Source organism: Microbacterium sp., from assembly GCF_052102115.1.
Taxonomy (GTDB): Bacteria; Actinomycetota; Actinomycetes; order Actinomycetales; family Microbacteriaceae; genus Microbacterium.
On the sequence record NZ_JBQDVP010000037.1, the window covers coordinates 12,388 to 30,685 of the forward strand.

13 protein-coding genes and 1 pseudogene are annotated in these 18,298 nt (G+C 68.5%); 5 read left to right on the plus strand and 9 right to left on the minus strand.

Annotated features, from left to right (window positions below; all coding sequences use genetic code 11):
• Positions 1-86: 86 nt before the first annotated feature.
• The 6 genes from ACTICP_RS11580 to amiA all read right to left on the minus strand — a co-directional run bounded on the left by ACTICP_RS11580 (position 87) and on the right by amiA (position 7,919).
• Positions 87-1,748, minus strand: a complete 1,662-nt coding sequence (locus tag ACTICP_RS11580) for an ABC transporter ATP-binding protein (protein WP_096162315.1) — start codon at positions 1,746-1,748, stop codon at positions 87-89.
• Entirely contained in the window at positions 1,745-3,394 is a 1,650-nt protein-coding gene (locus tag ACTICP_RS11585) for an ABC transporter ATP-binding protein/permease (protein WP_096162314.1), read from the minus strand. The genes ACTICP_RS11580 and ACTICP_RS11585 overlap by 4 nt, the downstream gene beginning before the upstream one ends.
• Positions 3,391-4,335 carry a hypothetical protein gene (locus ACTICP_RS11590; protein ID WP_301441862.1) on the minus strand — a complete coding sequence of 315 codons (945 nt, stop codon included), beginning with the start codon at positions 4,333-4,335 and terminating at the stop codon, positions 3,391-3,393. Before ACTICP_RS11590 ends, ACTICP_RS11585 begins: the two co-directional genes overlap by 4 nt.
• 136 nt (positions 4,336-4,471) lie before the next feature.
• Positions 4,472-6,994, minus strand: a complete 2,523-nt coding sequence (locus ACTICP_RS11595; protein WP_114319638.1) for a CocE/NonD family hydrolase — start codon at positions 6,992-6,994, stop codon at positions 4,472-4,474.
• Positions 6,898-7,728: a hypothetical protein gene (locus ACTICP_RS11600; protein ID WP_096162312.1), complete on the minus strand. Its 831-nt coding sequence runs from the start codon at positions 7,726-7,728 to the stop codon at positions 6,898-6,900. Before ACTICP_RS11600 ends, ACTICP_RS11595 begins: the two co-directional genes overlap by 97 nt.
• Before the next feature lie 92 nt (positions 7,729-7,820).
• Positions 7,821-7,919 (minus strand): streptamidine family RiPP, encoded by a 99-nt coding sequence (amiA, locus tag ACTICP_RS11605; protein WP_240520311.1) that lies wholly within the window; start codon positions 7,917-7,919, stop codon positions 7,821-7,823.
• 114 nt (positions 7,920-8,033) lie between these two features.
• On the opposite strand from amiA, the gene ACTICP_RS11610 reads away from it, so the two are divergent.
• The 5 genes from ACTICP_RS11610 to ACTICP_RS11630 all read left to right on the plus strand — a co-directional run bounded on the left by ACTICP_RS11610 (position 8,034) and on the right by ACTICP_RS11630 (position 13,981).
• Positions 8,034-9,221, plus strand: a complete 1,188-nt coding sequence (locus tag ACTICP_RS11610) for a hypothetical protein (RefSeq protein WP_096162311.1) — start codon at positions 8,034-8,036, stop codon at positions 9,219-9,221.
• 2 nt (positions 9,222-9,223) lie between these two features.
• A complete protein-coding gene (locus ACTICP_RS11615; RefSeq protein ID WP_096162310.1) occupies positions 9,224-10,990 on the plus strand; it encodes a prolyl oligopeptidase family serine peptidase in 1,767 nt (588 codons plus the stop codon).
• A gap of 122 nt (positions 10,991-11,112) precedes the next feature.
• The gene (locus ACTICP_RS11620) at positions 11,113-12,144 is read left to right on the plus strand and encodes a FecCD family ABC transporter permease (RefSeq protein WP_441892511.1); all 1,032 of its coding nucleotides are present in this window, start codon (positions 11,113-11,115) and stop codon (positions 12,142-12,144) included.
• A complete protein-coding gene (locus ACTICP_RS11625; protein WP_096162309.1) occupies positions 12,141-12,968 on the plus strand; it encodes an ABC transporter ATP-binding protein in 828 nt (275 codons plus the stop codon). The genes ACTICP_RS11620 and ACTICP_RS11625 overlap by 4 nt, the downstream gene beginning before the upstream one ends.
• Positions 12,965-13,981, plus strand: coding sequence for an ABC transporter substrate-binding protein (locus ACTICP_RS11630; RefSeq protein ID WP_096162308.1), 1,017 nt, complete (start codon positions 12,965-12,967; stop codon positions 13,979-13,981). The genes ACTICP_RS11625 and ACTICP_RS11630 overlap by 4 nt, the downstream gene beginning before the upstream one ends.
• A gap of 316 nt (positions 13,982-14,297) precedes the next feature.
• On the opposite strand, the gene ACTICP_RS11635 is transcribed toward ACTICP_RS11630, so the two are convergent.
• From ACTICP_RS11635 to acnA, 3 genes and pseudogenes are all read right to left on the minus strand, one after another.
• Positions 14,298-15,272, minus strand: coding sequence for a hypothetical protein (locus tag ACTICP_RS11635; RefSeq protein WP_096162307.1), 975 nt, complete (start codon positions 15,270-15,272; stop codon positions 14,298-14,300).
• A 316-nt stretch (positions 15,273-15,588) separates the two neighbouring features.
• Entirely contained in the window at positions 15,589-17,121 is a 1,533-nt protein-coding gene (locus ACTICP_RS11640) for an Abi family protein (protein WP_096162306.1), read from the minus strand.
• 388 nt (positions 17,122-17,509) lie between these two features.
• Positions 17,510-18,298, minus strand: a pseudogene (gene acnA, locus ACTICP_RS11645) (aconitate hydratase); the annotation flags it as partial.

Below are 18,298 nucleotides of genomic sequence, written 5' to 3' on the forward strand. Positions count from 1 at the left end.
TCCTCGTCCGACCTCTCGGTAGACTGGCCCGAACGAGGATTGGGTATCGGCCGAGTGCGAGCGTGGTGATCCCGCCGGTGGCTCGTCTAGGCGCTCTCAATCCTGTTGACCCGCGCCGTGCGAGCCAGCGATTCATGTCTGTGCGAGGCGAACAGTACGGTCCCGGGGAAGTCGGCGAGGACCTGGGAGATGTCGTGCTCTGTCGTCGGATCGAGGCTGGCCGTGACCTCGTCGACCAGGAGGATCCGTGGGCTGCGGGCCAGTGCCCGGGCCAGGCACAGGCGCGCCTGCTGCCCTCCGGACAGGCGGACACCGCCCTGTCCCAGCTGATCGTCCAGGCTGATCCACTCGGCCGCTCCGACCTGGGCCAGCACGTTCTCCAGTTCGTGGTCGGGCCGCGTCCGTGTACCTTTGATGAGGTTGTCGCGGACACTGCCATGGAAGAGCGTCGCCTCTTGGTCGACGACGGCGACCGCCTGCCTGAGGTCGTCGTCGTCGATCTCGGTCGCGGGCACGGTGGTCCCGTCCTCGGCTCGGAACTCGATCGCTCCGCCGTCGGGGTCCCAGAGCCGGGACGCCAGCGCGATGATCGTGCTCTTGCCCGCTCCGGAGGCCCCCGACAGGCCGACGTGCTCGCCCGGTTCGATCTCGGCGGTGAACGAGCGCAACGTCGGTTTCCTGTCCTCGTAGCTGAACGAGACATGATCGAAGCGCAGGCCCAGGGATCCGTCGGGCAGAGCTCGTTTCGTCTCGGGCGTGCGGACGACCGGGGCGCGGTGGATCCCGGCCGACACGCGTTCGGCGCTGGCAGTGAGCGGGTGCAGCTGCGTCACGGTCGTCGTCGCATCAGTCACGGCCGAGACACCCGCGATCGACAGCGCGATCAGGGCCGGGAGGACCGCCGCCGACATCGCTTCGCCACCGCTGCCGTCGAGGACTCCGGCGGAGATCGCGCTGGTGGCGATGACGCCGATGACCACGGCCGTGACGGTCAGCTCGCGCACAGAGGTCACCAGCTGGGCGAGCATCTCCCGGCGGCGGGCGATGGTCGTGGCGCGCGCTGTCGCTTCTCGGGTGTCGTGGACGACTCGAGAGGTCAGGTTGTAGGCGAGGACCTCGCGCAGCGCCCCCAGTGCGTCGACGATCCCCGCCGACATCTCGGTCCTCTCATGCTGCTCGGCAGCTCCGAGGCGGCGGGCCGTGTGGGCCCAGTAGAAGGCGCTGGTGGCGATGACTGCACCGCCGAGGACGACCACTCCCCCGGCTGGGGGCAGTATCGCCAGTGCGGTGATCGCCGAGGCGAGGAAGACAGTGATCGAGGTGGCGACCTGGGCGATGGTGTGGGCGTAGAAGAACTCCAGCTTCTCGATGTCGTCCATGGCCACGCTGGCCACGCGCCCGGAATGCTCGCGCTTCTTTCCAGGCACGCTGCGCGCGTAGGCGTCGAACAGCGCCATCCGCAGCCGGGCCAGCACCCGATAGGCCAGCGCGTGCGAGACGTCCATCTCCCTCCAGGTCAGCACCGTACGGGCGAGGACCAGGCCGCCGAGGCCCAGCCACAGGACGGGTCCGGGCAGGACGCGGTCGACGACGGCGTGGCCCACGGCCCAGGCCGAGAGCACCGTCAGGGCCACAAGGCTCATGGCGCTGATCGTTCCGATGACATAGCTGCGCACCATTCCCGGCCATTCCGGACGCAGGGCCGGCACCAGGGAACCGAACGCCTTCAACGAGGCCGGGACCCTCATGAGGCCTCCTGCGTGACCTGCGCCGGGCCGAGGCTGAGCACGTTCGGGATTCCCTCCAGGGTCTCCGGGCGGTGGCTGATCATGATGACGATGCGGTCGGCGGCGACTCGGTGCAGCGTGTCGACGACGGCCCGGGCCCTGCTCGAGTCCAGGGCACTGGTCGGCTCGTCGACCAGCAGCACCGGGCGCTTGACCAGCAGGGCACGGGCCAGGGCGAGGCGTTGCCGCTGACCGCCGGAGAGACTGGAGCCGGCCTCCGTCACCTCCGTGCCCAGCCCGTGAGGCAGGGCCTCGATGTCCGTCCAGATCCCCGCGGCCTGGCAGGCCTGCTCCAGTTCGGCATCGGTGCGCGCGGCACCGACGCACAGATTGTTCCGAACCGTGTCGGCGAAGAGCACCGGCCGCTGCGAGACGACTGCGACATCGCCGCTGCGCAGGAGGCGGCCATCGAGTTCGAGACTGCCCCCATCGGGGGTGAGGAACCCAAGGAGCAGATCGAACAGGGTCGACTTCCCGGCCCCGGACGGCCCGACCACGGCGCTGAGCGCACCCCGCCGGGCGGTGAATGCGACACCGTCTAGGACCGGCGTCTTCGCATCGGGGTACCGGAAGGACAGATCCCGGATGGCCAGCGCCTCCGCGCAATCCACGTCCGGGCAGTCCTGGCCGTCCGAGGCGGCCGCGGATCCGTCGTCTGCCGGGTCGAACGCGCCGATCCGATCGAGGCCGGGGATGGCCGTGAGACCGAGGAACCCGGCGTGCCAGTGCCGCGACAGCTCCCGGATCGGTCGGAACGCCTCTGCGGAGAGCAGGAGGATGAGGTAGGCCTCCATCGCGGGGCCGTGGCCGGTGACGGCGTGCACGATCGCCATGGCAGCCGCGGCGACGATGCCGGCCTGGATGGCGAAGTCGGTGATCCCAGTCTCGGCCAGCGACACCCGCATCACCCGTTCGGTAGCCCGGCGCAGACTCTCGGAGCGGGCATGCAGGCGTCGCCGCGTTCCCGGGACGTCGCCGAGGACCCGCAGAGTTCCCATGCCGCGCAGCGACTCGAGGAGATCGGCGCTGAGGGCCTCGTAGCTGTCCCAGTGGTCCAGTCCTCTCCGGGACATCATCCGCTTCCACACCATCGGCCCGGCCAGTGCCAGGACCACGCCGAGGCCGACGACCAGGCCCGCCCACGAGTCGAGGATGAACAGCACGACCACCAGGACCGGGCAGGCAATGAGGACCTGCACGATGACGGGGATGTACTTCGAGACATAGGCGTGCGTGCCGTCGATGCCGTCTGACAGGCTTGCCCGCAGAGTGCCGTCGCGTGCGGTCGTGTCATGGAGGCGGTCGGAAGTGAGTGCAAGCGTCATGGCCCGATCGCGGATCGCGGTGCGGACCCGCCCGCCGAGGCGTGCTGCCGCAGAGGTCTGCGCCAGGCAGAGCACGAGCCGGACCAGGGCGATGCCCACGATCGCGCCCAACGCCACCCATATGTGGCCTGCCTGCCCACCAAGGACCGCCGACATCGCCGAGGCGATCGCAATGGCCTGACCGACGTAGGTGCCCATGACCAGCACGAGCAGCCCTGCGCTGGCGGCGAGCAGGCCCGGGAAGCGGGAGGCCTGCCTCCACAACTGGTGCACGATCATCATGGCGCGGACTCCTCGTCGCCTGCATCGAGCAGGGCCAGGGCATGGATGACCCACGATTGCCCGGTGGCGGCGAAGCCCGACACCGGCCGGCACCTCCACCGATCGGACTCGGCAGCGTCGTACACCAGGCGGGCCGCGCATCGATGCGCGTTCCACACCGCCCGTGCGATCTGTCGGGGCGGGTCCTGGGGCGAGACGGTCCATGCTTCGATCCGGTCGGCCCCCAGCAGCCAGGCCTGTCCCGACCTCTGCGCCAAGTGGAGGGTCCGACTGCTCGCCGCCCCCGGTTCACCTGTGGCGAAGGTGGCCAGCGACGGTGAGCGTCTTCTCGCCAGCGCCGTGCTTCGAGGCCGGTTCACGCGGATGCGTCTGGGCAGGCGGATGGCGACCAGTGGCATCTCGGGGACGAGTCCCCGGGAGAGCCACCAGCCCGTGTCTGCGCCAGGGGCGAACGCGAGCAGATCGCGGAGCCCGGCGGCTGGGCCGATGAGCGTCTCGGCGGGATCGTCGAGGAGGAATTCGGCGGCGGTGAGAGCGTAGGCGGCATCGGCGATCCATAGCGGCCAGGCGCGGTGACGGTATCGTCCGAAGCTTCGCCCGGGCTGGACGGTGAACACCATCCAGGAATCCGCGGACTCGGGTGCCCCGGGGCGGCGGCCTGCTGGTCGTTCATCGTGGCGTCGGAGCAAGGTGTCGTGCTCGTGATCGTAGGCATAGAGGCCGGGATCGAGGCCCGCAGCACCGAGACTGCTGATCACGAGGTGCGTGTGGACGGGGTAGGCACCGCCTGCTGATGGGACCGGGCGTTGCCGGATCCGCGTCGTCTTCCCGTCCGGGCCGCGGTGGTATCCGGGACTGAGCCAGAGGCCCTCCAGCAGCGCTTTGACGCCGTCGGGCAGCGTGGTGACGGGCCGGGCTCCGGCCCGGTCCCAGGGGTTCATGCGGGGCCCCGGTGGGATCGGGGCACCGGGCACCAGGGGTCCGAGTGCCTGGCCCAGGAGTGGCGGGAGCCCTACGGCGCGGCTGGCGGTACCGTCGGAGGCAGTGGCCTGTGTTGGTTGCGAGATCATCTGGGTCCTACATGTGCGGTGGCGGGATCAGGGATACATCGGCCGGCGTGCCGGCCCATGAGTTGCGCCACTTCCGCTTGAGTGCGGCGTCGGGGAAGCGGCCCATCCCCAGATAGGAGAACGCCGCGGGCGCGTTGGGAACGAGTCCGGTGACGAACGTGCGCACGACCCGCAGAGATGTGCGCCGCACGTCGTCGGTGGTGAGGTCGCGCGTGAGCACCTGGTGCCCGGCGTCGGCCAGCTTCTGGTGTATCTCGGGCATGGACGTCGTCGGGATGTCGTCGATCGGCCGGATCCCCTGCGCCGGGGCGGTGAAGCGGCGCGCCTCGTGGTGGATGCGGGGGTCGAGCCACAGCTGGACATGTGCGCCTAGGTCGATGATGTGCTCGCACTCGGGGCCGGCGGCGTCGAGGTAGCTGGCGTCGTCCCGGAAGTCCAAATAGAGGCCCTTGGCCATCAGTCCCTGCTCGACGGCGCGGAACACCCATCCCTGCTTGTCGGTGCAGCCTTGGGTGTAGACCCATGTGTGGACGGCTTCGAGGACGGCTTTGCGGGCGGCACGAGCGGGGTCCAGCGCGGCGGAGAATCCTGCGGCGTAGATGCCGCGCGCGGGATCGAACACCAGGGCCGCGATCGCGGAGGCGAATTCCGAGGGCATCACTGCCAGCGAGACCTCGAGGTCGCTGCCGGCCAGGTCGTCGAGCAAGCCGGGCACGGTGGCCGGGTCGATGCCGATGGTAGGGCCGTCGAGGTGCCACCACAGCTCGAGTGCGTCGCGTTCGATGATCTCCAGCACGCCGCGGTCGCGGGCGTCGTCGACTCCCTGACCCGTGGCGATGCCCGCGTAGTTGAGGTGATGGATGCGCGGCAGGTCGCGGAACCGAGATTGCCGCCAGTTGAGGTACACCAGCGAGGCAGGCATCCACACGTCGGCACCGAGCAGGTCGGTGCATCTGGTCCACAGGGTCGGGGTGTCGGCGGTGAGCGGGGCGTAGGGGAAGCCGGCTCTCTCGTACTGCCAGGAGGCGAACGAGGGGAGATCGTCGAGCCCGATGAGGCTCAGCCCTGCCGACGTCAGCTCCTCGTAACTGCCGATGCGCAGCTCGCAGGCAGGCAGCTCGGCGGGCAGCCAGTTCCCGCAGTACCGTTCGATGCCTTCGGCGATCGCGGCGATCCGCGCCTGCGCTGGGTCGCTGAACGAGGTGCCCAGGGAGACCCGGTCGGCGGGCCACTCTCCCAATTGCCTGGCATCGGCGACGGCCGCGGTCAGGCCCAGGTACGCCTGCGGTGCGCCGGTGGGGTGCGGGACCTCGCGCACGGAGCGAATCACCCCGCACTCGCTGTCCACGAGGGCCTCGATTGGCAGTTCGGGCAGCGCATTGTCCTGTTTGGTCTTCGTTGAGTTGGCTCCCCCAGGAAGGGTGTCCGAGTTCGCGGAGCTCATGGTGAGGGTCCTTTCGTGATGCCACTGGCCATCTGCCGGGTCGAAGTTGGAACGGCTCCGTCTGACCCGACGGAGCTGTGCCGCCCATGGTGCGGGGCTGCCCGAGGGCCCGTGGCAGGCAACCCAGGAGTCGATGATGGTTCCCAGGCCTCCGGCGTCGCGGACCTGTTGGCGCAGTACCGGATCGGTGATCCCGGTGATCAGACGGTGTCCCCAGGGTCCGGTGACGATGTGGCTCTTGCCACTCCAGCAGGCTGCCAGGCGGTTCGCGTCGTGGTCGAAGAAGTCCTTCGTGCCGCTGATGACCAGCAGCGGCATGTGCAGTCCGGCGTAGCGGGTCGTGAGGTCGGTGCGCGCGGCCGTCCACAGCCTGGCCCAGGCCTCGCAGTCGGCCTCGTCCCACCCCCAGGCCCGGGCCGCGCCGGTCAGGCCGAGGGCGGCGACGTCGCGGGAGCGGGCCCGTAGCGCGTCGTCCGACAGTGGATCTTGGGTGCGTCGGGTACGGCCGTGTTGATGCCACCAACCGATGCGGTGTGTGGTCTGAGGACGCCCGTGTGCGTCCCACGCTGTTTCGGCCAGGCCAAGTGCGGGCACCAGCGTGATCACCGCGGCGGGCACGGCGGCGGTCCTCGAGGTTGCTGCTGCCCGGGCGGCCTCGAGCGCGGTGTGCGCGGCGTAGGAGGCCCCGAACGTGATCACGGGCAGGTCGGGGTGGTCCTCGGCGAGGACGCCCAGCAGGGCCAAGCCGTCGGCGGCCTCGTGCTGGTAGGGTTGCCAGATTCCGGAGGACTCATAGCGGCCTCGCACATCCTGGACGAGGCAGTGGTAGCCGCGCTCGACCCACGACCGCGCCGTCGACGCGTGGGCGGCGGCCTCGTAAGGGGTGCGGATCATGACCACGCCGGCCGGGTTCGGGCTTTGCCACAACAGGCCTTGGAGAACGGTGCCGTCATCGGCGCGGCAGGAGTGCGCGCGCGGGCCGTGGCCTGTCATCGGCGGGTGGCCCTTGCATCTGGCGCGTACGGAGTCGGGTAGGCGATCACCGGGTGCTCGCTTTTGGTGCCTGTGGCAGGGACGAGTTTCCATAGGGTCCGTCGGTAGCGCTCGACCTCGGGCGTGTCCTGGGCCCATGCCGCGGCGACGCTGAGGATCCGGGCCACGCACCAGGCGCGGGCCGCGACCGGCAGCGGTGCGTTCGACGTTGGCGCGGCGGCCTGCCAGGCCGCGAGCTCCTCGGGCACGAGGCTGGCAGCCAATCTGCGGCGGCGGACGTGCTCGCTGGTGGGATCATCCTCGGTAACGCTGACCGGGTCGACGAAACAGATCTCGCCTTCCCGATAGGCGCGCAGCCACGCCGTACCCGCCTTCGGCAGCCGGTCGAGCCCAGCCCAGGCATCGCGGTCGGCAGGCACTGCCGCGTAGGCGATCACGAGGTCGCTCCCCTGGTCCCGGGCGGCGTCGAACTCGTCGGCATTGCGGTGGCGAGTGACGCAGACCTCCCACTGCTGCAGCGCTGCTGCGACGTCATCGGGCACTTCGCCGGTGCCGATGAGCACGACCTGACGCCGCCGGGCCGGCCACCGGATCTGCGCGTCCGCGGCTTCTCGCGCTTGGAGCTCGGCACTGAGGTCCGCGGCATGCTCCCGCGACTGCGTCGTGCCCTCGTCGGTTCCGGCCAGGGTGCCGACGAGGCGCGGTGGCGGCGATTGCAGCCTGAGGAAGCGTCCGGACGCGGTACGCGCGACGCCGGCACCAGCGTGGTCGAGGAGGATCGAGGCACCCGTGTCGGGGACCTCGGTCAATTTGAGTTCTGTGAGCATGTGAAGCCTCTCGAACAGGCCCGGTCGGACAGCCCTGCGGCTGCCCGACCGGGACGGTAATGCTCACTGCCGAGGCAGCAAGCCTGACGCAGTCAGTCGAACGGGTTCTCGACGAGTGCGTTCGAGTGCGTGGCCGACAGGTGGGCCAGCTGCTCGGTCTCTTCGATCTCCGCCACGGTCTTCTCGCTCATGAGGGTCTCCTCTCAATTGGTGATACATGCCAGTCCTTGACCGACACGGTCCGCGGGTGCGGACCCTCACCACTCTACTTGCAAACGATTCTCACTTTCAACTATGGTGGGTGCATGTCGTCACAGCAGCTCGTCATCGCCGATCACCGCGCCGGCCGCGCCTACTCCCTGCGCGACTGCGTCATCACCGATCTCGGGTCGGGAGTCCTCGCCGAGCACGCGGGGATCCTCGCGCTCGAGGAGGGTGCATGGGCCGGGGTCGACGATCTCGGCGGCGCGGTCGTGATCCGGGGCGGCGATCGCGATGCCAGCGTCCCCGTGGCGATTCCAGCCGAGCACCTGGCCTGCGATCCCGCTGGCCAGCACCTCGTCGTGAGCACAGGGCTCGGAGCCAATGCCGAGCCCTGGAGCGATGTCGTCACGGTCATCGACCGAAGCGCCGGCAGTTCGACCCGATTCCGCACCCAGACCGGCGAACCCGGCGTCCTGGTCGCCCCGGATCAAGCCGATGGCAGCCTGCACGTGGTGCTGCGCCATCGGGAACCCGGAGCCATCGAGGCGATCCCGCTGCAGCAGTGCCTGCGCGTCGGGGCCCACGTGCCGCTCCTGGCGGGCAGAACCACCGACGATCTCGCCGATGACGGGCACGGCGACGTCGTCGACCAGGCATCCGGAATCTTCGCCACGGCCACTAGCCGCGGCCTCGAACGCTTCGTCGTCGACAAAGGGGTGCCTCGCCCGATCGGCGTCGTACCGTGGCCGGTTCCCGGACGCGCCTTCTACCTCCGCTTCGACCCCGCCACCGGCAGCGCTCTGGGCATCGTGCGCGGCGGGCCGGAATCGCCGACCAATTGGACTCAATGGTCTAATGCGCTCGTCGAGATCGACTTGGCTACGGGTGTGTCCACCAGCATCGGCCTTCCTGCGGGGCTGGCATTCCGGTTCGGACTCGGCGGCGGGCGCGCCGCCGTGGCCACCATCCACCCCGAGGCGGACACGCTCACGCTGATCGATCGCCGCGACCAAGCCCTCCAGCAGGACGGGGAGGTCCCGCTGCCGGCGATGTCGCGCCCACCGGTCCCCGGCCGACTGCCCTGGGACCCGGTCGGGGACTCTCCCGCGCAGCGCCGTGCCGTCGCCGTCGATCCCACGGGGGCCCTCGTCGCGGTCTCGCGGGGCGGAGATTCCGAGGTCCATCTCGTCGGCGAGGACCGCTTCGACACGTTCACTGTGCCCACTGCCCTTGACGAGGGCGGCCAGCTGTACTGGCCCGGTGCCGGCCGCGACCCGGTCGGGAGGTGAGCGTGAACGCAGTCCCTCCCTCCATCCATCCCGTCATCGACGCCGCCCTCACCCGCTGGGAGCGCCACGCCCGGCCCGGCCTGCCCGATCACGGGTTCGCCCTGGGCAGGGCCGAGCACCGGCAGCGGCGCGGAGTCTACGACGTCGCCACCGACCGTTCCGTATTCGAGACCGAGGACCACATCCTGACGATGTCTCCCTCGCCGGACCGAGTCCACATCGCGATGCAGCTGGCCGAGCGCGCCGACGAGGATGCCCATCTGGCGGTGCTGGACACCGCCTCGGGGCGGCTGCGCCGTTTCACTGATGTCCGCTGCCGCTACGACCCGATGCTGTGGCGCGCCGATGCTTCTGCCCTGGAGCTCTTCGCCCGCCCATCCAGCAGCCATGTCGTCTACCGGCCCCGCAGTGGCGATGTCTGCGTCTCGGTCACGCCGGAGGCGGCCACCAGCAGGCTCTTCCCCGGAGGCGCGGCCGGGCTCGTCGCCATCAGCCGCCCCGGCGGCGTGACCCGTCTCATCGACCACTCCACCGGCCGGCAGATCGGGCAACTGCCCGCCGTCACCCGAGTCGCCGCGCTCACCGATGCCGTGGTCGTCGACGATGGCCGTCGACTGCAGGCTATGGGGCTCGAGCACGGCGACGTGCTGTGGACTTGGGAGGACCCCGAGGCGAAGATCACCTCCTGGACCATCGCCGGGAGCAGGGTCGTCGCCACCGCCGTGCGGGCCGGTGCCAGCGTCGTCCTCGAGCTCGACCAGGGACACGTCGTCACCGAACGGTCAGTGGTCTTCCGGGGCGAACCGGCCGTGGCGACCGGGATCGCAGTCGATGCCGGGCGGGTGGCGGTCATGGTGGAAGGACCCACGACTCCCCCGCGTGTCCTGTCCCTGGACGACGTCCACGATGCCCCCCACCAGCGTCGACTGGCGGCCGCGTCAGCCCCAGTGCGTACCCTGCGTCACGTCGCGAGAGCCGACGACGGTGTCCAGATTTCCGTCGTGGTGACAGGTCCGGGCCCGGACCGCGGACCAGGCCCCCTGATACTGACGTGCTACGGCGGCTTCGGGGTGCCGGCCTTGCCGATCTTCGAACCCAGCGTGCCGGCATGGGCCGAGGCCGGCGGCGGCTACGCGATCGCACAGGTCCGCGGCGGCGGGGAGCGCGGCGCAGCGTGGCGCGACGCCGGTCGAGGCGACCGCAAGCACCAGGCCATCGCCGACCTCGCCGCAGCGGCCCGCAGCCTCATCGACTCCGGGTACACGCGCCCAGACCAGCTCGTCCTCGTCGGGGCCTCCCATGGCGGCGTGATCGCGACCAGCTGCGGACTGGGCCACCCTGAGCTCTGCGCCGGGATCGTCAGCACCGCCGCGCCGCTGGACCTGCTCAACCTTGACGCTCATCCGCTCGGCCGGCACTGGATCGCGGAGTTCGGCACGTCCGACACGTCCCAAGGCCGCGAACGCCTCCGTGCGATCTCCCCACTGCACCGCGCCCAGGCCCTCGCCGCCTGTTCGGGTCCGCTGCCGCGCTTTTTGGGCGTCGTGATGGACGAGGACTCCCGCGTATCCGCCGCCGACACACGTCGAGTCATCGAAGCCCTTCTTGACGCCGGTGCAGATGCCGCGATCTGGCACGCACCGCGCACCGGGCACGGCACCAACCACCTCGACCGCGTCCACGACTTCGCCGCCGCCGTCCTCAGCTTCGCAGCCAGCACGACCGGACTACTCACCCGACATACAGAGAAGGCCGACCGCTCCTCATGACCTCAGCACAAACCGATCAGACACCCCTTTCACCGTCCACACCGGCAAGCGGCAGGAAGCCACAACCCTCCGGCACTCCCCGCGTCACGGCAGCAGTGGAGCGACGTCGAGGCAGTCTCGCCGTGCGGATCCTCGTGCCAGGCCTCGCACTGACGCTGGTGGCCGTGGTCGTGCTCTCCGCCAGCATCGGCACGATCACGGTCACGCTGGAAGACGCGGCCAAAATCATCACCGGGCACCTGGTGCCGGGCATGCCGTGGATGTCCGACGGGTCGCTGACCACGGTCCAGGACAGCGCCGTGTGGCAGTTCCGCCTGCCGCGCACGATCCTGGCGGCCATGACCGGTGCCGCGCTGGCGCTGGCCGGGGCACTCATGCAGGCTGTCGTCCACAACTCCCTGGCCGAGCCCTACATCCTCGGTGTCTCCGCCGGCGCTGGCGTCGGGGCCGTGTCCTCGATCGTGCTCGGGGTCGGGCTGAGCGGGCTCGGGATCGGCATCTGGGCGTTCGCCGGCGCGCTCGTCGCGACCGCTGCGGTGTACTTCCTCGCCCGCAAGGGAGGACGGATCGCCCCTCAGCGGCTCATCCTCGCCGGCGTCGCGCTCGGCTCGCTCTTCAGCGCCATCACCAGCTATCTGACGATCTCCACCGACGCGCAGAACGTCTTCAGCATCATGTTCTTCCTGCTCGGCTCCGTCTCCGCAGCGACCATGCACCACCTCGTCCTCCCGGCCATTGCCCTGGCCGCCGTGGGACTCTTCGCCGGCTTCCGCGCACGAGCGCTCAACGCCCTGCTCATCGGCGACGACGCGGCCTCGTCACTGGGCATCAACGTCAATCGCCTGCGCACCAGCATCCTCATCGCCGCCGCGCTCCTGACCGGTTCGGTCGTCGCCGTCGCCGGAGGCATCGGCTTCGTCGGGCTGATCATCCCGCACACCGCGCGCATCATTGTCGGAGCCGACCACCGAAAGATGCTCCCGGTCGCGGTCCTCGGTGGAGCCGCGTTCCTGGCCATCTGCGATCTGCTCGCCCGCACGCTCGCCGCACCCTCCGAAGTTCCCCTGGGCGTGCTGACCGCGCTCGTCGGTGCCCCCTTTTTCCTCTGGCTGTTGCGCCGCGACCGCGCTGACATTGTGGGAGTGGGCCGATGAGAGTCGATATCACGGGCCTCAGTGTCCATCTCGGCGGACGCCCGATCGTCTCCAATGTGACCCTCTCCGTCCCGTCCGGCACGGTGCTGGGGCTCCTTGGTCCCAACGGAAGCGGCAAGTCGACCCTGTTACGGGCCGTCGCCGGGATCGCGCCCCCTCCGCCCGGGCACGTCCGCTACGACGGCACCGACCTCACCGCAGTGCCCAAGAAGGAAATGGCCCGCCGTGTTGCGGTCATGACCCAGGAGCACGGCGAGGAATTCGAGGTCCCCGTCATCGATCTCGTCCTCTTGGGCAGGATCCCGCACGGCAAGGGGTTCGGCCGCGACTCCGAGAACGACCTGGCCATCGCGCACGACGCTCTCGCCCGGGCCGGGGCCGCCCACCTCGCCGGCCGCCCGTTCTCGGCGCTGTCCGGAGGCGAACGGCAACGGGTCCTCTTCGCCCGGGCCCTGACCCAGGACACACCCGTCCTGGTGCTCGACGAACCGACCAACCACCTCGACATCGCCCACCAGCTCGAGCTGCTCGACCTCGTGCGGGCCACCGACCGCACGGTCCTCGTGGCCCTGCACGACCTCAACCTCGCCGCCCGCACCTGCGACGCCCTCGCGATCCTTGAGGACGGGCACCTCGTCTGCGCCGGGCCGCCCGACGAGGTCCTCGACACCGGCCTGATCCGATCCGTGTTCGACGTCGAGTCCACCTTCGTCGCCCACCCGCGCACCGGGGCCCAGCACTTCCTCTTCGACGCACCATCCCGAACCGCCGAACAGCCAGCACCGCTATCGACCTCAACCCTGGAAGGAATCACCATCACATGACCACCACACCCCGCCGCAGCAGGATCACCGCCGCCATCGCTGCCATCGCGGCGGCACCACTGCTCCTGGCCGCCTGCGGCAGCGCAGTCAGCACCGACACCGCCGAGCAGCAGGGCACGGGAGGGGCCGTCACCATCGAGAATTGCGGACGCGAGCTCACCTTCGAGGCGACCCCCACCAGGGTTGCTTCACTCATGCCCACCCAGACCGAGCTGCTCCTGCGCCTGGGCCTGGACGACGCCATCGTCGCCCAAGCCCAGACCAGTGTCTCCCCCTTGCCCGACGACCTGACAGAGAAGGCCGACGACATCCCCGTTCTCAGCACCGACGCCCCGCCGACGCGCGAAGACCTCCTCGCCACCAAACCAGACCTCGTCCTCTCCCCGACGTCCTACGAGTTCACCGCCGAGCAGGGATATGCCAGCATCGACCAGCTCAACGACAATGGCGCTGAGGCCTACGTCGCCACCGGGGGCTGCGCGGACCGGCGCAACAGCGCCGAAGTCACAGACGTGTTCACCGACATCGAGAACATCGGAACGATCATGGACACCCCCGACGCCGCCGACGAGCTCATTAAGGACGGCGAAGACCGCCTCACTGCGGTCAAGGACGGCATTGCCGGGCACACCCGCCCGACTGTCGCGCAGCTCTACGTCGAAGGCAACTCGCTGACGGCGATCGGTGCAGGCGTTGAAGCAGACATCATCAAGACCGCCGGAGGCGACAACGTCTCCGACCCCGAGGACCCGCAGTTCTCAGACTTCTTCGCCGCCGAGATCAACCCCGAAGAAGTCATCAGCCGCAAGCCCGAAGCGATCGTCTTCGGAGTCACCGGCCCCGAACACGAGGAGCAGACCCGGAGCTACCTCAAGAAGACCTTCCCCGACGTCCCGGCAGTGAAGAACGACCTCCTCATCGCCATCCCCGAAAGCGATCTGCACCCGGGCACCCTGGGCAACATCGGAGCCGTCGAGACGATCGCCAAGCGGATCTACCCGGACGCGTTCTGATCGGACGTCGGCACGCAGGCCCCGAGCTGTACCGCTTCGGGGCCTGCGCGCCCGGTGCTGGGCTGGCCAGCCAATAGAGCCGCGGCGACGCATCGACCGCGATGGCTTGGCGGCACGAGTGGGCGACCGAGGTTCTTTCGACGGAGCTCGCGGAAACGAATCACCCTGGGCATCGGACCGTTTAAAGCTTACGTGCCGCGTTTTTGTTTGGGATACGAGCCGACGGCGGCTCGAGCCAGTCAGTACTAACCTGAGACCACTACATCCCTCACGCCTCTCCATGATGCGCACTTGGGGGATTTTGTCTGCCGGGCCCTCACACCCGTCGGCGCTCGACTCTATCCAGCGCCGCCAGCACGCGCGCCGGGTCCTCGATCAGCCCGAAAAGACGGATCGTCCGCCGCGCCCACAGCACTGGGTCGTCCCCCTCACCGAACGACACGGCCGACTCAAACTGATCCCGGAGATTAATGGGCAGCCGACCGGCCAGGGCAGCACCGAGCTCACGGGCCAGGGCGGCTCGCGGAGACGACGGTGGCCTGAACCGGCCCAACTTGCCGGGCTCCGGGCCCAAAGCGTCTGAAGCGCCCTCGAGGTCCGCGGCGGCTTCTCCGACCCAGTCGACGTCCCAGGAATCCAAGAGCGGAACGGCGACCCGTTGGACGCCGTCGATCGCTTCCCGTCCCAGCGCCAGGGAGAGCCCGCCGGGATCCTCGTGGTAGTTGAGGTAGCGGGCGACGTCGACTCCTGGAGGGCAGACCTCGTCGAGGACGACGTCGCCGAGCCAGTTGCTGGGATCGATGATCCAGCCCTCCCGCTCGACGACAGACGGCTTCAGGTGCACTCGGTAGAGGTAGAACTGATTGCCCCGGTCGGCCTGGTCGCGCATCCGACGCAGCATGTTGTGGACCGCGGCCTCGTACGTGCCGACGTGGAGCGCCTTTGCCCGCTGATGAGCCGCCCACGCGGCGACCCTCTCGTCGCCGCCCATCATCCGTCGGATCCCGGGCGTCAGGTCCGCCGCTGGGTCGAAGTTCCTCGTCGGCCAGTCCGGCTGCGTGCTCGTGTGGTACCAGAAGAAGGTCGCAACCTGGTCGTCGTCGAGGGCGGGATTGTCGTGGTCGACCGTGACTCGGGGCGCGTCCTGGTGCGCGCACGTCAGGCCGCAGCCGGGGCACTTCTCCCTGCCCTGCTCCCAGCGGTGGAGCCAGTCCAGGTCGATGACGAGACAATGGCCGCAGCCGCTGCACTGCATGCGCCGTTCGCGCCAGAAGTCGATGGGTCGTTCCATGGCTCCATTCTCCGTGAATGCGCGGCGAAAACGGGCGAATGACCTGGCACAGGGCGACCGGACGTTCTGTGGTCGTCGGTGCTCGCGCTCTAGAACGAATCTCAGAAAGGCTAACTAACCAAACTAATCGTCTCCGCCTTGAATGTACCACTCCAGATCGGCGAGCCCATCGCTCATTTCGACCACACCAAACGCGGACTTCTCTTCATGGACGAAGGCGATCCAATCGTTGACGAAAATGCCGACTGATCGGTGCACTCGGCGTATCGGGTGGCACCCCGGAGCAAGACGCGGGAGTCGCCCGCGCTGCAACGGGCTATGAGGTCATCCACCTCGGGGCGACGAAGCTACTCGTAGCATTCGTGACTTCGACTTCCAACTCGAATTCCTGCTCGGAGACTGAATACAGCAGGTCTCTCGGCGATCGATCCGAGCCGTCCGGGCCTTTCGGTAATCCAGAGTGCGGTGTCTGCCACCAGTCCAGCAACGCCGCGGCGAGTAGTGTTGGGTCCGTGTCTGCGTATGCGGTGGCGAACGTTTTGTTGATCTCGGCGAGGGCGTCGATGATCTTGCCGTCGCGGAACTGGAAAGCGGGATAGTGCTTGGTCTTCCCGAGTTCGATCTCAATCACGACCTGGTGCTTCCGATAGGCCCGCAGCAGGCTACGCTGGGCCGCCTTCATCGCCCGCGCCGCCTCCTCCGGGGTCCGATAATGCTCGGTCCCAGCGACCTCTGCCCGGGTCAGCGCGGCTCGCGTCTCGACTGCCGTCCACCACTTGGCGCGGTCGAGCAGGCTCGCCGTCAGCACGGGCGAGGGATCGAGCGAGAAGGCCCGGCCCCAGGTCGGGCTGCTCCGCCAGTCGTCGGGGAACCCGAGTTGGGTCATGGAGAATCCGATCTCGTTCGACCTGGCCTCGATGAGGTCGGCGAGGTCGATGACGTCGGACCGTTCAGGCGCGATGCTCAGCACCAGGTGGCGCAGGATAAGCAGCACGCCGTACAGCCGATTGTTAACGCCCTCCTCGACGAGCGGGGCCAGGAGGTCGCCCGCGTCCGCGCGCGCCTGCCCCGGCGCGTCGATGACCACATCGAAGCTGCGGTTCCACAGGCGGCCGTAGTGCGCGCAGATATTCCGGACGTTCCGGAGGTTATTGAGCCAGTTGCTCAAAGCACCGCGGTCGCCCTTGCCGTCGGCGGTGCTGATGTGAAACCGCGCTGCAAGGATCTCCTGATCGGCCTGGGTCATCAGGTCGTAGAGGCCGCTCAGGACACCGAAAGACATCACCTCCGTGGCCACCCAGATCGGCAGGTGCGGACCGTAGGTCTCGCGGAAATGCACGACGAAGTCGCCCCGTGCACGCTTCTCGTGACGCTCGTACTCCTTGAGCCATTCGCGGTAGGCAGTGGTCGGCTCGGGTGGCGCGCCCGGGTCCGCTGGCCGGAGCGCGCCGAGCTTCTCGGGACGCCGATGGGCGAACCGGTCACTCCTTCCGAGTCGGTGGCCGACGTGGAACCGGAACGATGTCTCGACCATGCTGATGATGTCGCCAAGACGGGTCCGCAGCTCGTGGTCGAACTCGTAGAGGGCGACCACGTGGGCCATGCTCGTGCCGGGCACGAACGAGTCCAGGCGGATCTCACGGCCGTCCTTGTCGAAACGATCCGCGGGAGGCTTGGGTCGAGCTCGGTGGAGGTGCCAGTATCCCGACAGCCGGTAGTAGCCGTAGCGCTCGAGGACGCCCGAAGCGAAAGTGCCTGTTCCGCAGTCCATGCCTCGCCCGCGCAGCCGCCTGATCTGTTCGGGGATCGTCAGGAACGGCTTGGCGTAGGTGCTCTCCGGCGTGCTCATGTGCTTATCGTCCTCGCGTCCCCGGCGCGGGGCAGAAAGAGAACAGGCCCGCGTCTCATCTAGAGAAGCGGACCTGTCGTGTTGGTACAAGCATACAGGGTCGCTGCACATGGGTCAAACGAACGGAGGAGGACCACTTCACGAGTCGTCGAGGCTCGCCTGGCCCAAGGGTTAGCCGGGCTCTGAACTGGGGATGAAGAGCGGTCGTGCACCTGTGAGACATCGGCATCCCCGACGACTGGGCCGACGACTCGTTCTGGTGTCGACACCTCGACTGAGCCATAGACACATACGCTCCGCCAGGCCGAAGCCTGACGGAGCGTATGTGTGAGACGCTGGAACTAGACACGGTCGGGCGTGTCAGGTTCTTTTATTCGAGCGGTTTAGCTCAACTACCGGCAAGTTGCCGAAGCACGTACTGCAGGATGCCGCCGTTGCGATAGTAATCGGCTTCACCCGGGGTGTCGATGCGGACCACTGCGTCGAAGTCGACGGTGGTTCCGTCTTCCTTCGCCGCCGAGACCTTGACGGTCTTGGGGGTCTTGCCCTCGTTGAGCTCGGTGATGCCGGAGATCGAGAAGGTCTCCGTACCATCGAGGCCCAGCGAGTCAGCCGACTCGCCGGCGGGGAACTGCAGAGGAACAACGCCCATGCCGATGAGGTTCGAACGGTGGATGCGCTCGAAGCTCTCGGTGATGACAGCTTCGACGCCGAGGAGCTTCGTGCCCTTGGCCGCCCAGTCACGCGAGGATCCCGAACCGTATTCCTTGCCACCGAGGATGACAAGCGGGGTCTCGGCCTTCGCGTAGTTCACGGATGCGTCGAAGATCGAGGTCTGCGGACCACCCTCCTGAGTGAAGTCGCGGGTGAAGCCACCCTGGACTCCGTCGAGGAGCTGGTTCTGCAGGCGGATGTTCGCGAACGTACCGCGAATCATCACCTCGTGGTTGCCGCGACGCGAGCCGAAGGAGTTGAAGTCCTTGCGCTCGACACCGTGCTCGATGAGGTACTTGCCGGCCGGAGTATCAGCCTTGAAGGAACCTGCTGGCGAGATGTGGTCGGTGGTGACCGAGTCGCCGAGCTTCGCCAGCACGCGTGCACCCTTGATGTCGGAAACGGGCTCTGCTTCCAGGCCCATTCCGTCGAAGAAGGTTGGCTTGCGCACGTAGGTCGACTC